The sequence below is a fragment of the Streptomyces sp. NPDC100445 genome (assembly GCF_044759735.1).
Classification (GTDB): Bacteria; Actinomycetota; Actinomycetes; order Streptomycetales; family Streptomycetaceae; genus Streptomyces.
Window position 1 is genome coordinate 216,970 of the sequence record NZ_JBIVZV010000008.1, and the last position, 19,761, is coordinate 236,730.

Consider the following 19,761-nt stretch of genomic DNA (forward strand, 5'->3'; position numbering starts at 1 on the left):
ATCGGGTTCATGGCTTCAGCTCACTTCCCGGTGGCCTTGGCCAGGGCCCGCTCGATGCCCTGCAACTGCGCGGTCTGCCACTGCTGGAAGGAGGCCCCGGCGGGGGTCAGGGTCTCGGTCACCGTGGCGACCGGGATGCCCTGCGCCTTGGCCTCCTTGACCTGCGCCTGCACGTCCGGCGTGGAGTTCTGCGAGTTGTAGACGTAGATCTTGATCTGCTTGCTCTTGATCTGCTGGTCGATGGTGGCCTTGTCCTTGGCCGTGGGGTCGGAGCCCTCGCTCATCGCGTCCAGGAACGTCTCCGGGGTGAGCATCTTCAGTCCCAGGCCCTCGGCGAGCGGCGTGACGATGGACTCGGAAGCACCGATCGGCGTGCCCGCGTACTTCGCCTTGATGTCGGCTATGAGCTTGTTGTAACCGGCGAGCGACTTCGTCTCGAAGGTCTTCTTCTGCTGGTCGAAGTAGGCCGCGTCCGCCGGGTCGATCTTCTTGTAGTCGGCGGTGATCTTCTCGATGACCTGGTGGACGTCGGCGGGGGAGTACCAGCGGTGCGGGTTGCCGCCCGGCTTGATGCCGACCAGGTCGCCGACCTTGAGCTGGGTACGTCCGCTGCCGGGATTGGCGGCCAGCAGCTTGTCGGCCCAGGCGTCGTAGCCGATGCCGTTGACGATCGTGTACTGGGCGCCGGCCACGGTGCGGGCGTCGGCGGCGGTCGGCTCGTAGTCGTGGGGGTCGGCTTCCGGATTGTTGATGACGCTGGTCACCTTCACGTGGCTGCCGCCGAGCTGGGAGGCGATGCTGCCCCAGAAGTTCTCCGCCGCCACCACCTGGATCGTCTTGCCGGAGCCGCTGCCGGTCGCGGCGGTGTTGCTGGTGTGTGAGGAGGAGGTCGAACAGGCGGTCGCCGACGCCGCCGTCAGGGCGGCCGTCGCGGTGATCAGTGCGATCCTCGCCGTCGGCCGGACGGAACGGGAGGCGGGGGCGGTGGACATGCGGAGCTCCTTCGGGCGAAACCGGGCGCACGGCGCACATGCGCCGGCCGTGTGGCGACACCTTCGACGCTAGATGGGAATGATTTTCAGATCAATGTCAGATGAAAACCGTTGCCATCTTTTGACCGGGCGTGCGACTGCTCGGGGGCTGCGCAGGTAGGAGGGGGCGGCGGATGCCGCCGGGACAAGCCTTGGCGGCCGTAGCTCACGAGGACCAGGTGTCCTGGTGGGTGACGGCCGCCGAGGGGAAGGGCGAAGCGAGCCGGGGCTTGTTCAGCGGAAGGATGTCGTCGGCCGCGCCATCGACACGGTTGGGCAGCATCACGTGGTCGAACTTGACCGGGTCCAGCGAGAGATCGGTGCCCCGCTTGCCGGTGTGCTTGATCTCGTCAAGCCAGAGGGACTGGTCCGTGGAGTCACCGGTGTCGCCGGGATCGAGGTAGAGCTGCTTGAGGGACCAGACGTCCACCGGCTCGAAGACCGGGGTGGCGGCCGCCGCGTTCCAGGCGTAAGTGGTGATCGCCGTCAGCCGCTTACGGGTGAAGAACGACGGGCCGACATTCCCGGTGCACTTGTCCCCGTCCTTGCATACGGAGTCGAACGGCACGTCCGGCCAGTTGTCCCGGGTGTCCTTGGTCAGCGAGTCACAGCCGCTGCCCGAGGCCAGGCAGCGCTCGGCATAGTCAAAGACCACCTTGTCCGAGGCGGCTGGGGAGCCGGAGAAGAGGGCGCCGGCGCGCTGACCGTAGCGGATCTCCTTCAGGTAGCCGCCGCGGACGTAGTCGGTACCGGTGTTGTCGTCGCCGAGCATGGCGTAGTTGTTGTGCTCGGCGGTGTACCAGTACGACTCGGCGTTGGGCGACTTTTTTGAAGGTCTCCTTCAAACCGTCCTGGGAGGGGCCAGCGAAGGCGGCGGCGTCGTCCTCGGTGCATCGGGTGTAGTCGAATGCGCCACAGGAGTCCTGTGCGAGGCGGGTATCCCTTCGATCGCCGGCGGGGCCGGATTGGTTGTCTTCGGCGATAAGATGCTGGACTCCGGCTCAGACAAGCTCGGCAAGGCATTCCGGGAAGCGGACGGTGCCGCAGGTGGTGGTGGCGCCAACAGCACGCCTTCAGCGCCCGATTGGATACCAAAGTCCGCAACGAGCAAGGTGCCGGACGAATTCGGTCCGGGGAAGGCTACCAAGAAGGGCATCGGCTGGCGGTGGAACGACGGTAAGGGAAACGGGGTTAGGATTGACCAAGGAAACCTGAACAACTCTCAGGAATATCAGCAGGTTGATCACGTCGTAATCAACTCCGGTGGCAGGATCATTGGGCGGGATGGTAAGCCGATCGAAGGTGACATTAAGTCAAGCGCCTATGAGGCTCATATTCCGCTCGATCAATGGCCGAAGTGGAAGTCGTGGAATTCTCCGAACTGAGCGGCGTTTCCCTACCGGAAATGCGCAGAAGTATCATCTCGGCTGTCCGGGCTCTAGCTGACGAGGAGTATCAGAGGAGAGTCTGGGTCGATCGAAATTACCCCAAGGAAGGGTATTACGATGACTTTGACATGAATCTTCACATTCTCTTCGATGACACCCTGGTGCTCGAAGACCCGGAAGCAGCGCTTGGAACTGTGCTGCGGTCGGTGCTCGAGGTGGACGCGATGGCGACACTTGCTTCTGCACTCGACGACCTGCTCGCCATGGAAGGGGAGGATAAAACGGATGCTGAGTACATCTCGTCTCCCCTGTGGGGCCCCGTTGTGCGGTCTGCTTCGGTCGCGCGTGATGCACTGACCAGCTAGCGGCGCTTTGGGGCCGACGCGGGCTCCGAGTGTTGGTCCCCTGCTCTGCAATCTGCACGGTAGGGGACCTGCCGATTTCATGACGTCGGAGTCTGGGAGCCGGTGTGAAACGCTGTGTGAGGTGAACTCGCAGCGGTGTGCGCGTCGTCGTGGCGCTCTTGCTCGGCCCGTGCCCGACGCCGAGGGCGCTGACCCCCTCACGCCCCGGATCGACCGCCCAGCAGAGCCTGGTGTGGAACACCGAGGGCACTGTCCAAGCTCACCGAGGGCACCAAGGAGACCAGCTACCTCGACGACGCTGGCGGCGAGCTGCTGATCCGCCGCGCCAAGGGCGACGGCGAAACCGTCCTCTACCTCGGCGCAGGCACGGAACTCCACCTCACCACCAAGGGCACCACGAAGACCGCCTCCGCCACACGCTCCTACACGGCCAATGGCCAGACGATCGCCGTCCGCACGGCCACGTCCGGAGTGTCGGGCACGAAGCTCACCTTCCTGGCGGCCCACCAGCACGGCACCTCCAGCAGCGCCCTCGACGCGAGCACGTACGCGGTCATCAAGCGCTACAGCACGCCCTTCGGCGCCCCTCGCGGCCCGAAGCCGGCGTCCTGGCCCGACGACAAGGCGTTCCTCGGCAAGCCGGCCGACGGCACGACCGGCCTGACCCACGTGGGGGCGCGCGAATACGACCCCACCATCGGGCAGTTCATCAGCGTCGACCCGGTCCTGAGCCTGGACCAGCACCAGTCGCTCAACGGCTACAGCTACGCCGGCAACACACCGGTCACCCAGTCCGACCCGACCGGCCTGTGCTTCGCCGATGCCTGCGGCGTCGGCACACCCAAGGGCGACGGCTCGGGCAACATCATCACGGACGGCCCCATCGACCCGGGCAACAACAGTGCCGGCAGCTGCCACCACGGAAGCTGCGGCAGGGTCCACTACAACAGCACCGGAACGGCGTCCACGAGCAGCTCCGGCCACGTCAGCTCAGACTCAGGCGCGAGCAATCGATGCGCCCGAACCGGGCTTCCGCAAGACTGCGGCGCCCCGGTCAAGGGCCCCAGCGACAGCAACAGCTACGTCGGCAACTACCTGTCCAGCCTTGGGCAGAATGGCGACTTTTTTGAAGGTCTCCTTCAAACCGTCCTGGGAGGGGCCAGTGAAGGCGGCGGCGTCGTCCTCGGTGCATCGGGTGTAGTCGAATGCGCCACAGGAGTCCTGTGCGAGGCGGGTATCCCTTCGATCGCCGGCGGGGCCGGATTGGTTGTCTTCGGCGATAAGATGCTGGACTCCGGCTCAGACAAGCTCGGCAAGGCATTCCGGGAAGCGGACGGCTCGGCCTCGTCTGAGACGAGAACTTTCTCTTCTGGCGACCCGCTCGTAGGCGACTTGGCAAATGAAATCGAGGCCCAGTACCCTGGCCTTGTGGAAGACGTCAACGTCCCAGCCAAACGCGCCGATGGAACCGATTTGACGGACTTTGACATCGAGCTCAAGAATGCTGTCATTCAGGTGAAGGCGGGGCCTGGCAAGGGGGCTGAGGATCAGGTGACGCGAACCCAGCAGGGAACAGACAAGCCTGTTATCGTCTACGGTCCCAAGCTACGACCTAGTGTCGTCAAGGAAGTGAACAGGCGCGGAGGCATTGGTGTGACCTCTCTAGACGATCTCCTTCAGGTGGTTACCCCATGAATTCACTAATCGCCTGCATTCCGAGCGGTATCACTGTCGAAGAAGTGTACGACCAGCTGCTTGCCGAAGGCGTTGCAGTAGATCTTCAAGGCGGGCGGATCGCAGTCTCCTGCGATGGATCTTTGGCCTGGGTATCACCGGATTCGGAAGGCGAGCTGGAAAGAGAGTACGAGCCCGATGAGCTATCCCTTATTGCAGGAATGATAGGAGCGTGGCAGGGGTACATCATCGATTACCGCATGCTCCATACTGCAGAGGTGGCCGTGGCCGCGATCTCCGCACGGTGGCCGTGCGTAGTGGATGACGAAGGCGGCTTCATCGGCCGAGCGCAGGACTACTTCGAACGCCGCCGCAACAACGGCTGACTGTATGTGACAGGGCGTCTGTCGACACAGCGATACCGCGGTTGGGTCGAAAGGTACGGCCGCGGTATCGCAGCGAGGAAGGTCCCCATGGGATCCGGCTCCCAGGGGCTGGCGTCCCGCCATCCAGCGGGCTGCATCGATTGTGGCGGGCCCATGCCGGTCGGCACCGGCATGGGTGCGTCCCGGCCCTGGCTTGGTTTGCGATGACGGTCACCGGCCAGGATGCCTGGTCAGAGCTGAAGGCCGCAGGCGGTTGCTGAAGGAGTGCGGGTGCCGGGGCGATCAAACTCGTCCAGCAGGGCGGCGTGTAGGCAGAGCCAGACGCCGGCCTCGTGAGGTGACCCCTGGGGTGTGGACACTCTGACAATGGATCTTGATGGTCCGAGGAAGGGTGTCCTGGTGGGACGTAGGTCTCCCAGGAACGACGCGGTCGCGTTGTGGCGTGCGGCGGGCGGGAAGCGCACGTACTCGGCAGTCGCGGCGGATGTCGGGGTGACCGGCGAGACGCTGCGGAGCTGGGTGCGTCAGGCCGACGAAGCTGGCCGCAGCCACGCCCGTGGCGGTGCGGCGGTGGAGGGCCGGGACGAGGAGTTGGCGCGGCTGCGCGCGGAGCTCGGCCGGCTGCGCAAGGCGGAGAAAGAGTGGGAGCTCGAGCGGGAGATCCTGCGACGGGCGGCCCAGTAGTTCGCCAAGGAGATGAGGGCATGACCGGCCGCTGGAACTTCATCTCCCTTCACCGCGCCGACTTCGGCGTGCAGCGGATATGCCGCATCCTCGGCGTCTCGCGCTCGGGCTACTACCAGTGGCTCGCCGGCGCCGAGGCCCGCGAGGCCCGCCGCGTGGCCGACGACGCCCTGGTCGCGGAGATCCGCGAGATCCACGCCGGTCACCGGGGAACCTACGGGGTCCGCCGCATCCACGCTGAGCTGCGGGGCTTTGGGCACACCGTCAACCGCAAGCGCGTCGAGCGGCTCATGCGCGTCAACGGCATCCAGGGACTGCACCTGCGGCGGCGCAAGCGCACCACGGTCCCCGACCGGCTTGCGTCACCGGCTCCGGACCTGGTCCCGCGCGACTTCCATGCCACGGACCTTAACGAGAAGTGGTGCGGCGACATCACATACGTACAGGTGGGCGGCTCGTGGCTGTATCTCGCCTGCGTGATCGACATCTGTTCGCGTCGGTTGATCGGCTGGTCGATGGCCACGCACATGCGCACGGAGCTGGTCACCGCCGCGCTCGAGATGGCCGTGGCGTCCCGCGGTGGCCGCGTGGACGGAGTGATCTTCCACGCGGACAGGGGCTCTCAGTACACGTCGGCCGCGTTCGCGCAGGTCAGTGATGCATACGGGATCCGCAGGAGCATGGGCCGTGTCGGGTCGAGCTACGATAATGCCCTCGCCGAGAGCTTCTGGCAGGGGTTGAAGAGGGAAGCGATCCACACCAAACGCTTCGTGACGGTGCGCCAGGCCAGGCTGGAGATCTTCCAGTGGCTGACCTACTACAACACCCGCAGGCGCCACAGCGCCCTCGGCTACCTCTCACCCATCGAATTCAAGCAGCAGCACCAGCGAAGTCAAAGACTCACACTCGCAGCATGAACCCCCGTGTCCACACTCCGGGGGACACCTCACCCGGCGGCCATCACCGCGATCATGCCGAGGGCCGTCGAGCTGAGAAGGGGGATCAGGACATTGAGATCACGGCCTCCACCGGGCGGCCCTGGGCCTCCCGCCTTGCCCCGGCTCTCCACCGTTTCACCTGTACCGTTCGGAGCGGCTCCGAGTCTTCGTCGGGAAAGGCCATGACGTTGTCTGGGGCTGCTCGTATCTTCAGACCATGACCGTCACTGCCCGCCGGGAGCTGGTGAGTCCAGCGACCCGCAACGCTTTCCGCTCGCTCGCCACGGATCTGACCATCCGGATCGTGGAGGAGCTTTGGGAGAATCATGGGTTCGCACCCATCCCTCCGGAGGAGCTGAAATACGACGACCCCGGGCAGCGGCGGACCACGTTCATGCTCTACGCGGAAGGCGTGGATTGGTCTGACCCCGAGCATGTCCGGCGGGCGCTCCTCGTCTTCAAGGACTTCATCCGCGCGTACCGGGACCCTGACCTGCAGGGCACCCCCAAGTGGCTGGAGGACATCGGCGTTCGGCTGGAGCGGGACGGATTCCTTCTCGACAAGAGCGGCCGGATCTCGTGGAAGCACCCGCCCATTTCCCTCCTCGCCCGGGATCTGAGCGCACTTAAGTGACAGCTCGGGGATCGTTGTCGAGCTGGAGCGGATCAGGCGAGACCTGACCACGGACCCTCATGGGGCCATCGGAGCCGCCAAGCAACTCATCGAGGCGAGGGCGAAGACGGCCCTCCGGGAGCTAAGCATCGAGATCGACAAGAACGCCGCCCTCCCAGCTTTGGTCAGCAATGTCCAGAAGGCACTGAAGCTCGATGCCGCGTCGGCTCCTGACGGGCCCGACGGCAGCAAAGCCGTGAAGAAGATTCTTTCCGGCTCGGTGAACATCGCCGTGGGCGTGGCCGAGCTACGCAACCAGGGCTTCGGTAGCGGCCACGGGCAGGCCAGTGCGCCGTCCGGACTAAGGGTCCGTCACGCACGTCTGACGGTCAACGCTGCTGTGACTTGGTGTGAGCTGATTCTCGACACGCTCTCGGACCCCGCAGCGCCCTGGCGCAAGCCCGCCACTTGACCTAGCGGCCTTCTCGATCATAGGGCGGGGTAAGCGAGGGGCCGAGCCGGGTGGCGCGGGCCGAGGAAGACTGCGATGCCGTTGCCGTCGGCGGGAGGGGTGGGTGGCCTGCGTCCAGCCCTGGCAGCGGTAGAAGGCCATGGCCCGGCCCGGCCGTACGGAGGTGAGCAGCCAGAAACGGCCGTCGGGGGCGTCACAAGTTTCCCTGGGTCGATGGACCGGCAGCTCGGTGAAGATCAGGCGTAGGAATTCCGTTGTAGCCGGTGCTGACCTGGGCGCTGCCGGCCATGAAATACCGGTCAGGGGTGGACGGTAGTCAACGCATTGTCAGCGCGCTCAGTCATGTTGAGCATCGGTTCGGTCGAAGTCATCCGGCAGTGATCGAGTCATGCCGCTGTACCGGGATCGATGGGACGGTTGTGCAGTGCCGTCCCGGGCGGAGGTCTGACTCGTGAGATCTATGACCGAAGTGTCCAGTCACGGACCTGTCGACTGCCGTTGCGGGATGCTGCCTGCCACCGAGCCACAGGGCGTGTCCCTATAGGGGCCTTGCCGAGTTCAGGCGCCATCACGGTTCAGACCGCCCGAGCAGGCCGGTGCCATCCACCCAGCACGTCACCACGCGGGAGGCGAACCGCCATGACGACCAGACAGCGCAGCACCTCCTCGAGCACGGATCCGCCCGTTCGGCGCGAGGTCGTACTGGGTGTGGACACGCACGGCGAGGTTCACGTCGTCGCCGTGGTCTCCCCGCTGGGGGAGGTCATGGGAACCGAGTCCTTCCCCGCGACGGCGGCCGGCTACCGACAACTGCTCGTGTGGGCCCGCAAGCGGGGGACGGTGCGCCGGGCCGGCGTGGAGGGCACCGGCACCTTCGGCGCGGGCCTGTCCCGCTACCTGGTGACCCAGCAGATCCAGGTGTTCGAAGTGAACCGGCCCGACCGGTCGGCCCGCCGGTTGCTCGGTAAGTCGGACCCGCTCGATGCGCAGGCCGCAGCGCGAGCCGTGCTCAGTGGTCGCGCCCGGGCCCAGGCCAAATCCGGCGACGGATCCGTGCACAGCGCCCGGATCTACAAACTTGCCAAGGACTCCGCGGTCAAGGCCCGTATCCAGGCGATCAACCAGCTCAAGGCCGTCCTGGTCATCGCCGACCCCGCCCTGCGGGAGCGGTTGTCGAGCTTGGGCAATGCCGAGCTGTTCCGCACCTGCGCGACCCTCGGCCCACCTGATGGTGGGCAAGACGCGACGCGAGATCATCCGATGCCTCGAGCGATATGCCGCCCGAGAGGTCTTCAACCTGGTCAGACCGGTTCCCCGCGCCCCCGCGTTATAGGGGCGTCCGTGAGACGTGAGAGGGTCTGGGGCGTGAGTGAGACACCACCGAACACCCTGCAATACCGCTTTGACGGGCCAGAAGACGCTCCGGTCCTGATCCTGGGTCCCTCACTGGGCACCACCTGGCACATGTGGGACCGACAGGTGCCGGAACTGGCCAAGCAGTGGCGGGTCTTCCGGTTCGACATGCCCGGGCACGGCGGCGCCCCCGCCCACCCGGCGGGCTCCGTCGCCGAGCTGACCGCCCGGCTGCTGGTGACGCTGGACGCGCTGGGCGTGCAGCGCTTCGGGTACGCGGGCTGCGCGCTGGGCGGCGCCGTCGGCATCGAGCTGGCCCTGCGCCACCCCGAACGTCTCGCCTCCCTCGCGCTGGTCGCGGCCTCGCCCCGGTTCGGCACCGCCGACGAGTTCCGGCAGCGTGGGGTGATCGTCCGCACCAACGGGCTCGACCCGATCGCCCGCACCGCACCGGACCGCTGGTTCACCGGCGGGTTCGCCGCCGCGCAGCCGGCGATCACCGAGTGGGCGGTGCAGATGGTCCGCACCACCGACCCGGGCTGCTACATCGCCGCCTGCGAGGCCCTCGCCGGGTTCGACGTCCGGCCCGAGCTGGGCCGGGTGGGCGTGCCGACGCTGGTGCTGGTCGGCGCCGACGACCAGGTCACCGGACCCGCCGAGGCCCGTACGCTGGTCGCCGGCATCCCGGACGCGCGCCTCGCGGTCGTCCCCGGCGCCTCCCACCTGGTCCCGGTGGAGCAGCCCGCCGCCGTCACCGACCTGCTGGTGCGCCACTTCTCCAGCGCCTGGCAGCACAACTTCGACACCGGCCAGAACGTCCTGCCGGGCACCCCGGCCGTCACGGCCCCCGCCCCGGCGCCGGCCGCGCCGCAGCCCGCGCCGGTCGCCGAGATCTGCGCGGCGCCCGTACCGGGGCGACCGGCTGGGGAGCCCGACCGGTACGGGACCGGGCTGAAGATCCGCCGGGAGGTGCTCGGCGACGCGCACGTGGACCGGGCGCTCGCGGAGGCCGACGAGTTCTCCGAGGACTTCCAGGAGTTCGTCACCCGGTACGCCTGGGGCGAGATCTGGGACCGGCCCGGCCTGGACCGGCGTACCCGCAGCTGCATCACGCTCACCGCGCTGGTCGCCGGCGGCCACCTGGAGGAGCTCGCGGCCCACACCCGCGCGGCCCTGCGCAACGGACTGACCCCGCACGAAATCGCTGAGGTGCTGCTCCAGACGGCCGTCTACTGCGGGGTGCCGGCCGCGAACCGCGCGTTCCGGGTGGCCCGGCAGGTCATCCGGGAGGAGACGACACCGGCCGAGTAGGACCCCGGCGGACGGCCGCACGCGGCAGACTGGGCAGACATGAGGCTCACGAAGAAGTCCCACGCCTGCGTCCGCCTGGAGAAGGAGGGACGCACCCTCGTCATCGACCCGGGCGGATTCTCCGAGGAGGACGCGGCGGTCGGCGCGGACGCCGTCCTGGTCACGCACGAACACCCGGACCACTTCGACGAGGGCCGGCTGCGGGCCGCCCTCGAGGCGAATCCGGCCGCCGTGGTCTGGGCGCCGCGGTCGGTCGCCGGCCAGATCGCGGCGGCCTTCCCGGACCGGGTGCGCACCGTCGGCCACGGCGACGCCTTCACCGCCGCCGGCTTCGAGGTGGAGGTCCACGGCGAGCTGCACGCGGTGATCCACCCGGACATCCCGCGGATCACCAACGTCGGCTACCTGGTCGACGGCGGCCGCGTCTTCCACCCCGGCGACGCCCTCACCGTCCCGGGTCGGCCGGTGGAGACCCTGCTGCTTCCCGTGATGGCCCCCTGGAACAAGATCTCCGAGGTGATCGACTACGTCCGCGAGGTCGGGCCGCAGCGTGCCTACGACGTCCACGACGCCCTGCTCACCGACCTGGCCCGCCCGATCTACGACCGCCAGATCGGGGCCCTGGGCGGCACGGACCACCTGCGCCTGGAACCGGGGGCCTCCGCCGACCTGTGAGCACGGCCGGTTGTCAGGGCCGCCGGGTAGGTTGGTGGACATGCGCATCGCCACCTGGAACGTGAATTCGATCACCGCCCGCCTGCCGAGGCTGCTGGCCTGGCTGGAGAGCAGCGGCACCGACGTGCTCTGCCTCCAGGAGGCCAAGATCGCCGAGGAGAGCTTCCCCGTCGACCAGCTGCGCGAGCTGGGCTACGAGGCGGCCGTCCACGCGACCGGCCGGTGGAACGGCGTGGCGGTGCTCTCCCGCGTCGGCATCGAGGACGTGGTCAAGGGCCTGCCCGGCGACCCCGGCTACGACGGGGTGACCGAGCCGCGCGCCGTCTCGGCGACCTGTGGCCCGGTCCGCGTCTGGTCGGTGTACGTGCCGAACGGCCGCGAGGTCGGCCACCCGCACTACGCGTACAAGCTCCAGTGGTTCGAGGCCCTGCGGGCGGCGGTGCGCGACGACGCGCGGGGCGGCCGCCCGTTCGCGGTGCTGGGTGACTACAACGTGGCGCCGACGGACGACGACGTCTTCGACCGGGCCGCCTTCGAGGGTTCCACCCACGTCACCGAGGCCGAGCGGGCCGCCCTGGCCGCCCTGCGCGAGGAGGGCCTCGGCGACGTCGTGCCGCGCCCGCTGAAGTACGACCACCCGTTCACGTACTGGGACTACCGTCAGCTCTGCTTCCCCAAGAACCGCGGCATGCGCATCGACCTGGTGTACGGCAACGAGCCGTTCACCCGGGCCGTCAAGGACGCCTACGTCGACCGCGAGGAACGCAAGGGCAAGGGCGCCTCCGACCACGCGCCGGTGGTGGTCGACCTGGACGTGTGATGCCACGCTGGGGTCCATGCACCTTCCGTTCCGGGGCCCCCGGCGCAAGAAGCACGGTGACGCGGCGCTCCCCGCCGACCCCGTGGCGGTCGCCGCGCTGCTGGCCGAGTGCGAGCTGCTCCGCTCGCAGGCCGCGCGGGCCGGCGTCCGCCTCGACGACACCCCGGCCTCCCTGGAGGCCCTGGACCAGATGGTGCCGCGCTGGCGGGACGACGCCGAACTGCTGCCCTGGCTGGGCCACGACGCCGGACTGTATCTGGGCACGGTCGTGGTGCGGACCGTGCCCGGCGCCGCCTGGCGGATCACCTCCGGCGGCGAGCCCGTCGTGCGGCTCACCTCCGGCCGCGAGGCCGAGGTGGTGCCGGCCGGAGAGGAATGGGCGGTCAGCGGGGTTCCCGAGCTGTCCCAGCTGTACGCGGAGATCGCCGAGTCCTGACCCCCGCCGACGCCCTACCGGCGTGCCTGCCACCGAGGCCCGGACGGGTGCGGACGGTCGGTCAACTCTTCCGCCGTCCGGGCGGGTTGTGGCGGTCCCGGCGCAGCGGCGGATGCGTGCCGAGGCCGTCCGCGCGGGCGGAGGCACCGGCGAACGCGGTCGCCGGCAGCCCCCGTTCGGGCCGGCCGCCGGCGCGCCCCGCGGGGGTTCCCCGACGCCGGGAAACGCGTCGGCGCCAACCTCGACTACGATTTGCCGTTCATCCCCGTGGTGATGGCGACCGCCGATCCACATCGGGATGTGCCTGCTGCTCTCGTGGTTCGCCGGCCGGGTGTCCCGCCGTGAGCAGCGCAGTCCCAGGGCGGGCGGTGGTGACCGCCGCGGCCGGCCCCGGGACGCTGCTGCCGGGTGGGGAGCCCCCCCATGGCCCCGGGACCGCAAGGGGGCAGCAGACCACACGGGCCAGGCTCGTCCGGCGGCAGCCGGAGATCACTGCTCGCGCAAGGGGACGGACACGTACGACGGGTCGTCCGCGGGCGAGGAGAAGGTCAGCTGCGCGCCGGACGGGTTGTGCTCGAGGTAGAGCGGGTCGACCGTGTCGACCACCAGCGCGAGGCGGTGCCCGGCGGGGACGTCGTAGGCCGTGGAGTACAGGTCCAGGTCGACAGTGAACGGTGCGCCGGGCGTCCGCCCGTGCCAGGTGAGGGGCGCGTGCGTGACGAGCTTGCCGAGGCCGAGCGGGCCCACGTCGTACAGGTAGGCGAAGAAGGTGCCGCTCTCCGCGGTCGGGGTGAGCGTGGTGTGCAGGTTCGCCGTGCCGCGCACCCGCTGGGCGGTGCCGTACCGCTCCGACTGCCAGACGGCCGCCCAACGGCGCGGCAGCAGCGGCATCGAGGCGACCGGCGGCAGTTGGGCGACCTGGTCCAGGATGCTGGAGAGGAAGACGACACCGCCGTCCGCGCCGGAGTCGACGTTCGCGTGGATGGTGGGGGAGCCGGCCAGGGCGATCTTCCGCCGGGTCGCGGCGACCGACTTCCAGTCCGGGTAGCCCTCGTATCCCCCCGCGCCACGGGACTTCAACTGGACCGGCTGTTCGCGCTCGATGCCGTTGTCGGCGGCCTTGAGGTAGTGGTCGAACCAGCGCTCGGTGTCGGTCCACACGTCGTTGGGCAGCCCGAACAGGCCGGTCAGTTCGGGGGTCGCGTGGTCGCCGGGGCGCAGCTCCAGCCGCTTGGGTCCGGTCAGCTTCTCGTAGAAGGAGGCGTACTGGTTGGCGGGGAAGACCGTGTCCCCCCAGGCGTTGGCCAGCATCACCGCGGCGCCGTTCGCGTTCAGCCGGTCGGTGTAGGTCACGGGGGAGCGTTCCTTCCCCCAGTCGATCATGTCCTGTTCCTTCGACAGGTTCGAGGAGTACAGGTTGTCGAAGATGGTGCGCAGTTCGGGGCTCTCGCGGCCGGTGAGGGTGGCCGCGCCGTCCAGTACGGCCGCCGCCTGGAGGTGCTGGGTGCGGCCCGAGTAGATGGAGTCGATCAGGTCCGCCCAGCCGCTGAGCGCGGCCACCGCCTTGACGCGCTTGTCGTGCGCGGCGGCCAGCAGGCTGATCCCGGCGCCGTACGACACCCCGGCCATGCCGATGTGTCGTGGGTCGGCGGGGGTGTGGGCCAGGGCCCAGTCGATGACCCGGGAGGCGTCCGCCACGTCGGGCGGACCGGCCACTTCTATCCGGCCACCGGACTGCCAGAAGCCGCGCACGTTGTAACCGACCACCACGTAGCCGGAGTCGGCGAGCCGCCGCGCCTGGGCGAGGTACTCGACCTGGGGCAGGCCCCAGCTGGTGGGCAGCACGACGAGCGGGTAGCGGGCCGAGGCGTCGGCGCCCGCGGGCGTGAGGACGTTGGCCTTGAGGACGGTGCCGCCGTCGCCGGTGATGTCGACGAACCGGACGGCCGGGGCGGCCTCGGCGGCCGGCGCGAGGCCGGTGACGGTGCCGGCGACCAGGGCCGCCGAGACGGCGGCCACGGCGGTGGAGGTGCGCAGAGCGGTGCGACTTCGTCCCATGGGTCACTCCTTCACTGGGTTCCGTGCAAAGTGACCCGACGGTAACCGTGGCGCCTTACCCTAAGTAACCCGTCGGTAAGTTACGTGCCGGTAACGGTTGTTGACGGCTCACCCGTCGCCGTCGGCGCCGGCCTCCGGACGCGGGGTCCGCGCCGCCCGCGTCACGTCCGCCACCAGCTCCACCACATCCGGCCCGTACGCCTGCGAGTTGACCACCTTCAGCAGCAGGACGAAGGAACCCGCGCGGTACTTCCGGGCCAGCCGCTCGTGATGGCGGGCGAGATATCGGGCGGCGGCCTGGTTGGTGATTGCGCTCTGGCCGCAGAAGAGGAACACCGGGCGCGCCTCCCGCCGCTCGCCCGCGGTGAGCCGGGCGAGCAGCACGTACTCGCTCCGGCCGTGCTCCCCGCGGTAGTCCGTCCCGTCGATCCGGAAGGACCCGCGCTCCGGACCGGGCTCGGCCTGCGTGTTGACGTCCACGCCGGGCAGCAGCGAGGAGAGGTGGGCCGCCGTGCGGTGGTTGGAGACGGGGCCGCCGAGGCAGAACTCCGTACGCTCCCCGAAGCCCTGCTGGGCGGCGTCGTGCGCGAGGACCTGGGCGTGCGCGCGGCAGTCCTTGATGAGGGCCGACAGTTCCAGCAGGGCGAACACGTCGTGCCGCATCACCGCCTTCTCGGGCCCGCCCGCGTTGCGGTTGACCACCAGCAGCGCCTCGGAGTGGTCCGGCAGCCCGAAGAAGGCCTGCTTGCGACGGAGCGCCCGCCGCCACAGGACGGTCCGGGCGAGCCACCCCAGCGCGGCACTGACACCGGCCGCCATGACGCCGAGGACGATGTTGCGCACGTCGTCGTTCATGGCCGCGCATGCTAGCGGTCCCGGGGGTAGACGTACGTACCGGTGTTCGATGTGTGACGTTCGTGTGGCGGGCCGCCGAGGCGTACTGTCAGTACTACGGCGATCTGGTTACGCTGCGCGGACTGTCCCGACGGGAGGTACGGATGGGTCGTCCTGGCACGCGGAAACTGGCGGTACTGGCGGTCTCGGCCGCCATGGTGTCGGTGGGGGCCGCGGCCCCGCCCGGCACGGCAACGAGCGCGACGGGGGCGAAGGTTCCGGTGGCCGTCGGATACGGCGGCGCGGTCGCCAGCGTCGACGCCGACGCCTCGGCCGCCGGCATCGAGGTCCTCAGGAAGGGCGGCAACGCGGTCGACGCGGCCGTCGCCACGGCCGCCGCGCTCGGCGTCACCGAGCCCTACTCGGCCGGCATCGGCGGGGGCGGCTACTTCGTCTACTACGACGCCCGCACCCGCACCGTCCACACCATCGACGGCCGTGAGACGGCGCCGCAGAGCGCCGACTCCGACCTGTTCCTGGAGAAGGGCAAGCCCCTCGCCTTCGACGACGCCGTCAGCAGCGGCCTGAGCGTCGGCACCCCGGGCACCCCGGCGACCTGGCAGCGGGCGCTGGGGGAATGGGGGACGAGGAGGCTCGGCACGGTCCTGCGTCCGGCCGAGCGGATCGCCCGCGACGGCTTCACCGTGGACGACACCTTCCGCTCGCAGACCGCGTCCAACGAGACGCGGTTCCGCTACTTCCCCGACACCGCGAAGCTGTTCCTGCCGGGCGGCCGGCTGCCGGCCGTCGGCTCCACGTTCAAGAACCCCGAACTGGCCCGCACCTACGAGGAACTGGGCCGCAAGGGCGTCGACGCGGTCTACCACGGGGACATCGGCGACGACATCGTCGACACGGTGGAACACCCGCCCGTGAACCCCGCCTCCGGCTGGAACGCGCGCCCCGGCAAGCTGGCCGAGAAGGACCTGGCCGCCTACCACGCCAAGTTCCAGGCGCCCACCCGGACGTCGTACCGCGGCCTGGACGTGTACTCCATCGCCCCCTCCTCCTCCGGCGGCACCACCGTCGGCGAGGCGCTCAACATCCTGGAGAAGAGCGACCTCTCCAAGGCGAGCAAGGCGCAGTACCTGCACCGCTTCATCGAGGCCAGCCGCATCGCCTTCGCCGACCGCGGACGCTGGGTAGGCGACCCCGCGGCCGAGGACGTACCGACCAAGCAGCTGCTCTCCCAGCGGTTCGCCGACTCCCGGGCCTGCCTGATCCGCGACGACGCGGTCCTGACCAGCCCGCTCGCCCCCGGCGATCCGCGCCACCCCGCCGCCTGCGGCAAGGGCGGCACCGCGGCCCCGACGACCTACGAGGGGGAGAACACCACCCACCTCACCGTGGCCGACAAGTGGGGCAACGTGGTCTCCTACACGCTCACCATCGAGCAGACCGGCGGCAGCGGCATCACCGTCCCCGGCCGTGGTTTCCTGCTCAACAACGAGCTGACCGACTTCTCCTTCGCGCCGGCCAACCCGGCCGTGCACGACCCCAACCTGCCGGGCCCGGGCAAGCGTCCGCGCTCCTCGATCTCCCCGACGATCGTCCTCGACCGGCACGGCAAGCCGGTGGTGGCGCTCGGCTCGCCCGGTGGCGCGACCATCATCACCACCGTGCTCCAGACGCTCACCGGGTTCCTGGACCGCGGGCTGCCGCTGGTCGACGCCATCGCCGCCCCGCGCGCCAGCCAGCGCAACGCGGCCCAGACCGAACTCGAACCCGCCCTGTACAACAGCGACATGAGGGCGCGGCTGGAGGCCCTCGGGCACAGCTTCAAGCTGAACCCGGAGATCGGCGCGGCGACCGGCGTGCAGCGGCTGCCGGGCGGGAAATGGCTCGCCGCCGCCGAGAAGGTACGGCGAGGCGGCGGCTCGGCGATGGTGGTCGACCCGGCACGGTAACCGGCCGCCGACGCGGTAACCGGCCGCCGACGCGGTGACCGGCCGTGGTCGCCGGTGTCCCCCCGGGAAGCCGGGGGGACACCCTCACAATTCGGGTGCGGGTGGCCGGGCTTCCTCGTCCGTACGGAAGTCGAGCCGTCCGTCCCTGGCGTCCACCGTCACCCGGCTGCCCCTGCTGACCGTGCCGTCCAGCAGCAGCCGGGACAACTGGTTGTCCACCTCGCGTTGGATGGTGCGGCGCAGCGGCCGGGCGCCGTACTCCGGCTGGTAGCCGCGCTCCGCCAGCCAGTCGACGGCCGCGCCGGTGAACTCCACCGAGACACCCTGCCCCTCCAGCAACCGCCGGGTGCCCTCCAGCAACAGATCGGTGATCTGCCGCAGTTGGTCACCGGTCAGCTGCCGGAAGACCACGATCTCGTCGACGCGGTTGAGGAACTCCGGCCGGAAGTGCTCCCGCAGCGGCCGCAGGATCCGCTCCCGCCGCGCCTCCTCGTCGGCGTCCGCGCCGCCCGGCCCGAACCCGATGCCGGCACCGCGCCGGGTGATCGCCTCGGAGCCGAGGTTGCTCGTCATCACGATGACCGTGTTGGTGAAGTCCACGGTCCGCCCCTGGGAATCGGTCAGCCGGCCGTCGTCCAGCACCTGGAGCAGGATGTTGAAGACGTCCGGGTGGGCCTTCTCCACCTCGTCCAGGAGGAGCAGCGAGTACGGGTGCCGGCGCACCACCTCGGTGAGCTGCCCCGCCTCCTCGTGGCCGACGTACCCGGGCGGGGCGCCCACCAGCCGGGAGACGGTGTGCCGCTCCTGGTACTCGCTCATGTCGAGCCGGACCATCCGGTCCTCGCTGCCGAACAGGGCCTCGGCGAGCGCCCGGGCCAGCTCGGTCTTGCCGACGCCGGTCGGTCCGAGGAACAGGAAGCTGCCGATCGGCCGGCGCGGGCTGGCCAGTCCGGCGCGCGAGCGCAGCACCGCCTCCGCGACCACGGCCACGGCCTCCTCCTGGCCGACGACCCGCTGGTGCAGGTGCTCCTCCAGGCCGAGCAGCCGCTCCTTCTCCTCCTGCGTCAGCCGGCTCACCGGGATGCCGGTCTGGCGGGACACCACCTCGGCGATGGCCTCCGCCGTCACCTCCAGCTGCCCCTCGTCGCCCCGGTCGTCGCCGCTGGCCGCCGTGATCCGCTGCTTCAGCTCGGTGATCCGGTCGCGCAGCTGCTTGGCCTGCTCGTAGTCCTCGTCGGCGACCGCCTGGTCCTTGTCCCGGACCAGTTGCTCCACCTCGCGCTCCATGGCGCGCACGTCCGTGCCCTTCGTGCCGGCGCCGAGCCGGACCCGGGCGCCCGCCTGGTCGATCAGGTCGATCGCCTTGTCGGGCAGCCGCCGGTCCGTGAGGTACCGGTCCGACAGCTCCACGGCGGCGACCAGCGCCTCGTCGGTGTAGCGGACCTGGTGGTGGGCCTCGTACCGGTCGCGCAGCCCGCGCAGGATCTCGATGGTGTCCGCGGCCGTGGGCTCCGGCACCAGGATGGGCTGGAACCGGCGGGCCAGCGCCGCGTCCTTCTCGATCCGGCGGTACTCCTCCAGGGTGGTGGCGCCCACGATGTGCAGCTCGCCCCTGGCGAGGGCCGGCTTGAGGATGTTCCCGGCGTCCATCGCGCCGCCCTCGCCGCCGGAGCCCGCGCCCACGACGGTGTGCAGCTCGTCGATGAAGACGACCAGCCGGTCGGAGTGGGCGCGGATCTCCTCCACGATGTTGTTCAGGCGTTCCTCGAAGTCGCCCCGGTACCGGGTGCCGGCCACGACCCCGGTGAGGTCCAGGGCCACCACCCTGCGGCCCGCCAGGATGTCCGGCACGTCACCGTCCGCGATGCGCTGCGCCAGGCCCTCCACGACGGCCGTCTTGCCGACGCCCGCGTCACCGATCAGCACCGGGTTGTTCTTGCCGCGCCGCGACAGCACCTCGATGGTCTGCTCGATCTCCGAGTCCCGGCCGATGACCGGGTCGACCCGGCCCTGCCGGGCCAGATCGGTCAGATCACGGCCGTACTTGTCCAGGGTCGGCGTGCCGGAGGCCCGCTGCCGGTCCGGGCGGGGCTGACCGCTCTCCGGGGCCTCCGGCGGCAGGGAGCCGGCCGAGAACCGGGCCGCGTTCAGGATGTGCCCGGCCGCCGAGTCCGGATTGGCGGCCAGCGCGCTCAGCACGTGCTCCGGGCCGATGTAGCCGGCGCCGCTCGACCGGGCCAGGTCGTGCGCGTCCAGCAGGGCCCGCTTGACCGCCGGGGTCAGCGACAGCGACGTCGGCGGCGGGGCCTCGCCGGGGCCGTGCTGCACCGGGCCGGCCCGGCCGTCGATCTCGGTCGCGAGTGAGTCCGGGTCCGCGCCGGCCCGGCTCAGCAGGCTCCTGGTGGGCTCGGTGGACAGCGCCGCGCGCAGCAGGTGCTGGGTGTCCAGGTCCCGGCTGCCGTGCTCGGCGGCGTACTGGGCGGCCCCTCTGACCAGTTCCCGGGCCGGCTGGCTGAGCAGCCGGCCGATGTCGATGTGGCGGGGGCCGGGGGCGCCGCCCGGGGCACCGCCGAAGAAGCGGGCCAGGAACTCGCCGAAGGGGTCAGGAGGGTAGCCGTTGGTCATGGCGTTGCGTTCCTTCGCTGACGACTGGCTCCGCCGGGTAACCGGGTGGGGGCGGTTCATGCCCACGATGACACGATCCCCCGGGCCGGGCATGTCCGCCGGCGCGGTCCCGTACCGGGGAGCGGATGTCG

Annotated in this window: 16 protein-coding genes and 4 pseudogenes; 14 read left to right on the plus strand and 6 right to left on the minus strand. The window is 69.8% G+C overall.

All coding sequences use genetic code 11. The annotated features are described in order from the left end of the window. Window positions 1-20 precede the first annotated feature (20 nt). Together ACIQVT_RS20650 and ACIQVT_RS20655 are read right to left on the minus strand one after the other, a co-directional pair. On the minus strand, window positions 21-992 hold the full coding sequence (locus ACIQVT_RS20650) for a metal ABC transporter solute-binding protein, Zn/Mn family (protein ID WP_403755448.1): 972 nt from the start codon (window positions 990-992) through the stop codon (window positions 21-23). Window positions 993-1,251: 259 nt separating this feature from the next. After that, window positions 1,252-1,848 (minus strand): annotated as a pseudogene (locus ACIQVT_RS20655) (hypothetical protein); the annotation flags it as partial. On the opposite strand from ACIQVT_RS20655, the gene ACIQVT_RS20660 reads away from it, so the two are divergent. The 7 genes from ACIQVT_RS20660 (at window position 1,826) to ACIQVT_RS20690 (ending at window position 7,551) form a co-directional block, all read left to right on the plus strand. After that, complete coding sequence (locus ACIQVT_RS20660; protein ID WP_403755451.1) at window positions 1,826-2,416, plus strand: hypothetical protein; 591 nt, start codon at window positions 1,826-1,828, stop codon at window positions 2,414-2,416. The pseudogene ACIQVT_RS20655 and the gene ACIQVT_RS20660 overlap by 23 nt on opposite strands. Next, complete coding sequence (locus tag ACIQVT_RS20665; RefSeq protein WP_403755455.1) at window positions 2,380-2,784, plus strand: hypothetical protein; 405 nt, start codon at window positions 2,380-2,382, stop codon at window positions 2,782-2,784. The genes ACIQVT_RS20660 and ACIQVT_RS20665 overlap by 37 nt, the downstream gene beginning before the upstream one ends. A gap of 471 nt (window positions 2,785-3,255) precedes the next feature. After that, the gene (locus ACIQVT_RS20670; protein ID WP_403755458.1) at window positions 3,256-4,479 is read left to right on the plus strand and encodes an RHS repeat domain-containing protein; all 1,224 of its coding nucleotides are present in this window, start codon (window positions 3,256-3,258) and stop codon (window positions 4,477-4,479) included. Next, a complete protein-coding gene (locus ACIQVT_RS20675) occupies window positions 4,476-4,844 on the plus strand; it encodes a hypothetical protein (protein WP_403755461.1) in 369 nt (122 codons plus the stop codon). Before ACIQVT_RS20670 ends, ACIQVT_RS20675 begins: the two co-directional genes overlap by 4 nt. 366 nt (window positions 4,845-5,210) lie before the next feature. Next, window positions 5,211-6,445, plus strand: a protein-coding gene (locus ACIQVT_RS20680) for an IS3 family transposase (protein WP_403755868.1) whose coding sequence is annotated in 2 segments (ribosomal slippage) — window positions 5,211-5,484 and window positions 5,484-6,445 — 1,236 coding nt in all. Because the reading frame shifts where the segments join, the coding sequence is not laid out codon by codon here. A gap of 238 nt (window positions 6,446-6,683) precedes the next feature. Beyond that, window positions 6,684-7,100, plus strand: a complete 417-nt coding sequence (locus ACIQVT_RS20685) for a hypothetical protein (protein WP_403755464.1) — start codon at window positions 6,684-6,686, stop codon at window positions 7,098-7,100. A 160-nt stretch (window positions 7,101-7,260) separates the two neighbouring features. Beyond that, window positions 7,261-7,551, plus strand: coding sequence for an abortive infection family protein (locus tag ACIQVT_RS20690; protein WP_403755467.1), 291 nt, complete (start codon window positions 7,261-7,263; stop codon window positions 7,549-7,551). Between the two features lie 17 nt (window positions 7,552-7,568). Here the strand turns inward: ACIQVT_RS20690 and ACIQVT_RS20695 are convergent. Next, window positions 7,569-7,752 (minus strand): annotated as a pseudogene (locus ACIQVT_RS20695) (GNAT family N-acetyltransferase); the annotation flags it as partial. Between the two features lie 438 nt (window positions 7,753-8,190). Here ACIQVT_RS20695 and ACIQVT_RS20700 point away from each other — a divergent pair. From ACIQVT_RS20700 to ACIQVT_RS20725, 6 genes and pseudogenes are all read left to right on the plus strand, one after another. Beyond that, window positions 8,191-8,637: pseudogene (locus tag ACIQVT_RS20700) on the plus strand (transposase); the annotation flags it as partial. Window positions 8,638-8,916: 279 nt separating this feature from the next. Further along, a complete protein-coding gene (pcaC, locus tag ACIQVT_RS20705; protein ID WP_403755871.1) occupies window positions 8,917-10,215 on the plus strand; it encodes a 4-carboxymuconolactone decarboxylase in 1,299 nt (432 codons plus the stop codon). Between the two features lie 39 nt (window positions 10,216-10,254). Continuing rightward, entirely contained in the window at window positions 10,255-10,890 is a 636-nt protein-coding gene (locus ACIQVT_RS20710; protein ID WP_403755470.1) for an MBL fold metallo-hydrolase, read from the plus strand. Window positions 10,891-10,930: 40 nt separating this feature from the next. After that, window positions 10,931-11,710 (plus strand): exodeoxyribonuclease III, encoded by a 780-nt coding sequence (locus ACIQVT_RS20715; RefSeq protein ID WP_403755473.1) that lies wholly within the window; start codon window positions 10,931-10,933, stop codon window positions 11,708-11,710. A 16-nt stretch (window positions 11,711-11,726) separates the two neighbouring features. Beyond that, a complete protein-coding gene (locus ACIQVT_RS20720) occupies window positions 11,727-12,146 on the plus strand; it encodes a DUF6278 family protein (protein WP_403755476.1) in 420 nt (139 codons plus the stop codon). Between the two features lie 207 nt (window positions 12,147-12,353). Beyond that, window positions 12,354-12,559 (plus strand): annotated as a pseudogene (locus ACIQVT_RS20725) (amino acid ABC transporter permease); the annotation flags it as partial. A gap of 76 nt (window positions 12,560-12,635) precedes the next feature. Here ACIQVT_RS20725 and ACIQVT_RS20730 read toward each other — a convergent pair. Together ACIQVT_RS20730 and ACIQVT_RS20735 are read right to left on the minus strand one after the other, a co-directional pair. Further along, on the minus strand, window positions 12,636-14,204 hold the full coding sequence (locus ACIQVT_RS20730) for an alpha/beta fold hydrolase (protein WP_403755479.1): 1,569 nt from the start codon (window positions 14,202-14,204) through the stop codon (window positions 12,636-12,638). 108 nt (window positions 14,205-14,312) lie between these two features. Next, window positions 14,313-15,059: a hypothetical protein gene (locus ACIQVT_RS20735; protein ID WP_403755482.1), complete on the minus strand. Its 747-nt coding sequence runs from the start codon at window positions 15,057-15,059 to the stop codon at window positions 14,313-14,315. A gap of 143 nt (window positions 15,060-15,202) precedes the next feature. Between ACIQVT_RS20735 and ggt the strand changes: the two genes are divergently transcribed. Next, the gene (gene ggt, locus ACIQVT_RS20740) at window positions 15,203-17,005 is read left to right on the plus strand and encodes a gamma-glutamyltransferase (protein WP_403755485.1); all 1,803 of its coding nucleotides are present in this window, start codon (window positions 15,203-15,205) and stop codon (window positions 17,003-17,005) included. Window positions 17,006-17,089: 84 nt separating this feature from the next. Here the strand turns inward: ggt and ACIQVT_RS20745 are convergent, their stop codons facing one another. After that, the gene (locus ACIQVT_RS20745; protein WP_403755488.1) at window positions 17,090-19,630 is read right to left on the minus strand and encodes an ATP-dependent Clp protease ATP-binding subunit; all 2,541 of its coding nucleotides are present in this window, start codon (window positions 19,628-19,630) and stop codon (window positions 17,090-17,092) included. Window positions 19,631-19,761 lie beyond the last annotated feature (131 nt).

Excerpts from the sequence above, each read along its gene's own strand:
- ACIQVT_RS20650 (WP_403755448.1), bottom strand. The coding sequence starts at position 992 with ATGTCCACCGCCCCCGCCTCCCGTTCCGTCCGGCCGACGGCGAGGATC.
- ggt (WP_403755485.1), top strand. The coding sequence starts at position 15,203 with ATGGGTCGTCCTGGCACGCGGAAACTGGCGGTACTGGCGGTCTCGGCC.
- ACIQVT_RS20710 (WP_403755470.1), top strand. The coding sequence starts at position 10,255 with ATGAGGCTCACGAAGAAGTCCCACGCCTGCGTCCGCCTGGAGAAGGAG.
- ACIQVT_RS20730 (WP_403755479.1), bottom strand. The coding sequence starts at position 14,204 with ATGGGACGAAGTCGCACCGCTCTGCGCACCTCCACCGCCGTGGCCGCC.
- ACIQVT_RS20685 (WP_403755464.1), top strand. The coding sequence starts at position 6,684 with ATGACCGTCACTGCCCGCCGGGAGCTGGTGAGTCCAGCGACCCGCAAC.
- ACIQVT_RS20715 (WP_403755473.1), top strand. The coding sequence starts at position 10,931 with ATGCGCATCGCCACCTGGAACGTGAATTCGATCACCGCCCGCCTGCCG.
- ACIQVT_RS20735 (WP_403755482.1), bottom strand. The coding sequence starts at position 15,059 with ATGAACGACGACGTGCGCAACATCGTCCTCGGCGTCATGGCGGCCGGT.
- ACIQVT_RS20720 (WP_403755476.1), top strand. The coding sequence starts at position 11,727 with ATGCACCTTCCGTTCCGGGGCCCCCGGCGCAAGAAGCACGGTGACGCG.
- ACIQVT_RS20745 (WP_403755488.1), bottom strand. The coding sequence starts at position 19,630 with ATGACCAACGGCTACCCTCCTGACCCCTTCGGCGAGTTCCTGGCCCGC.
- ACIQVT_RS20675 (WP_403755461.1), top strand. The coding sequence starts at position 4,476 with ATGAATTCACTAATCGCCTGCATTCCGAGCGGTATCACTGTCGAAGAA.
- ACIQVT_RS20665 (WP_403755455.1), top strand. The coding sequence starts at position 2,380 with ATGGCCGAAGTGGAAGTCGTGGAATTCTCCGAACTGAGCGGCGTTTCC.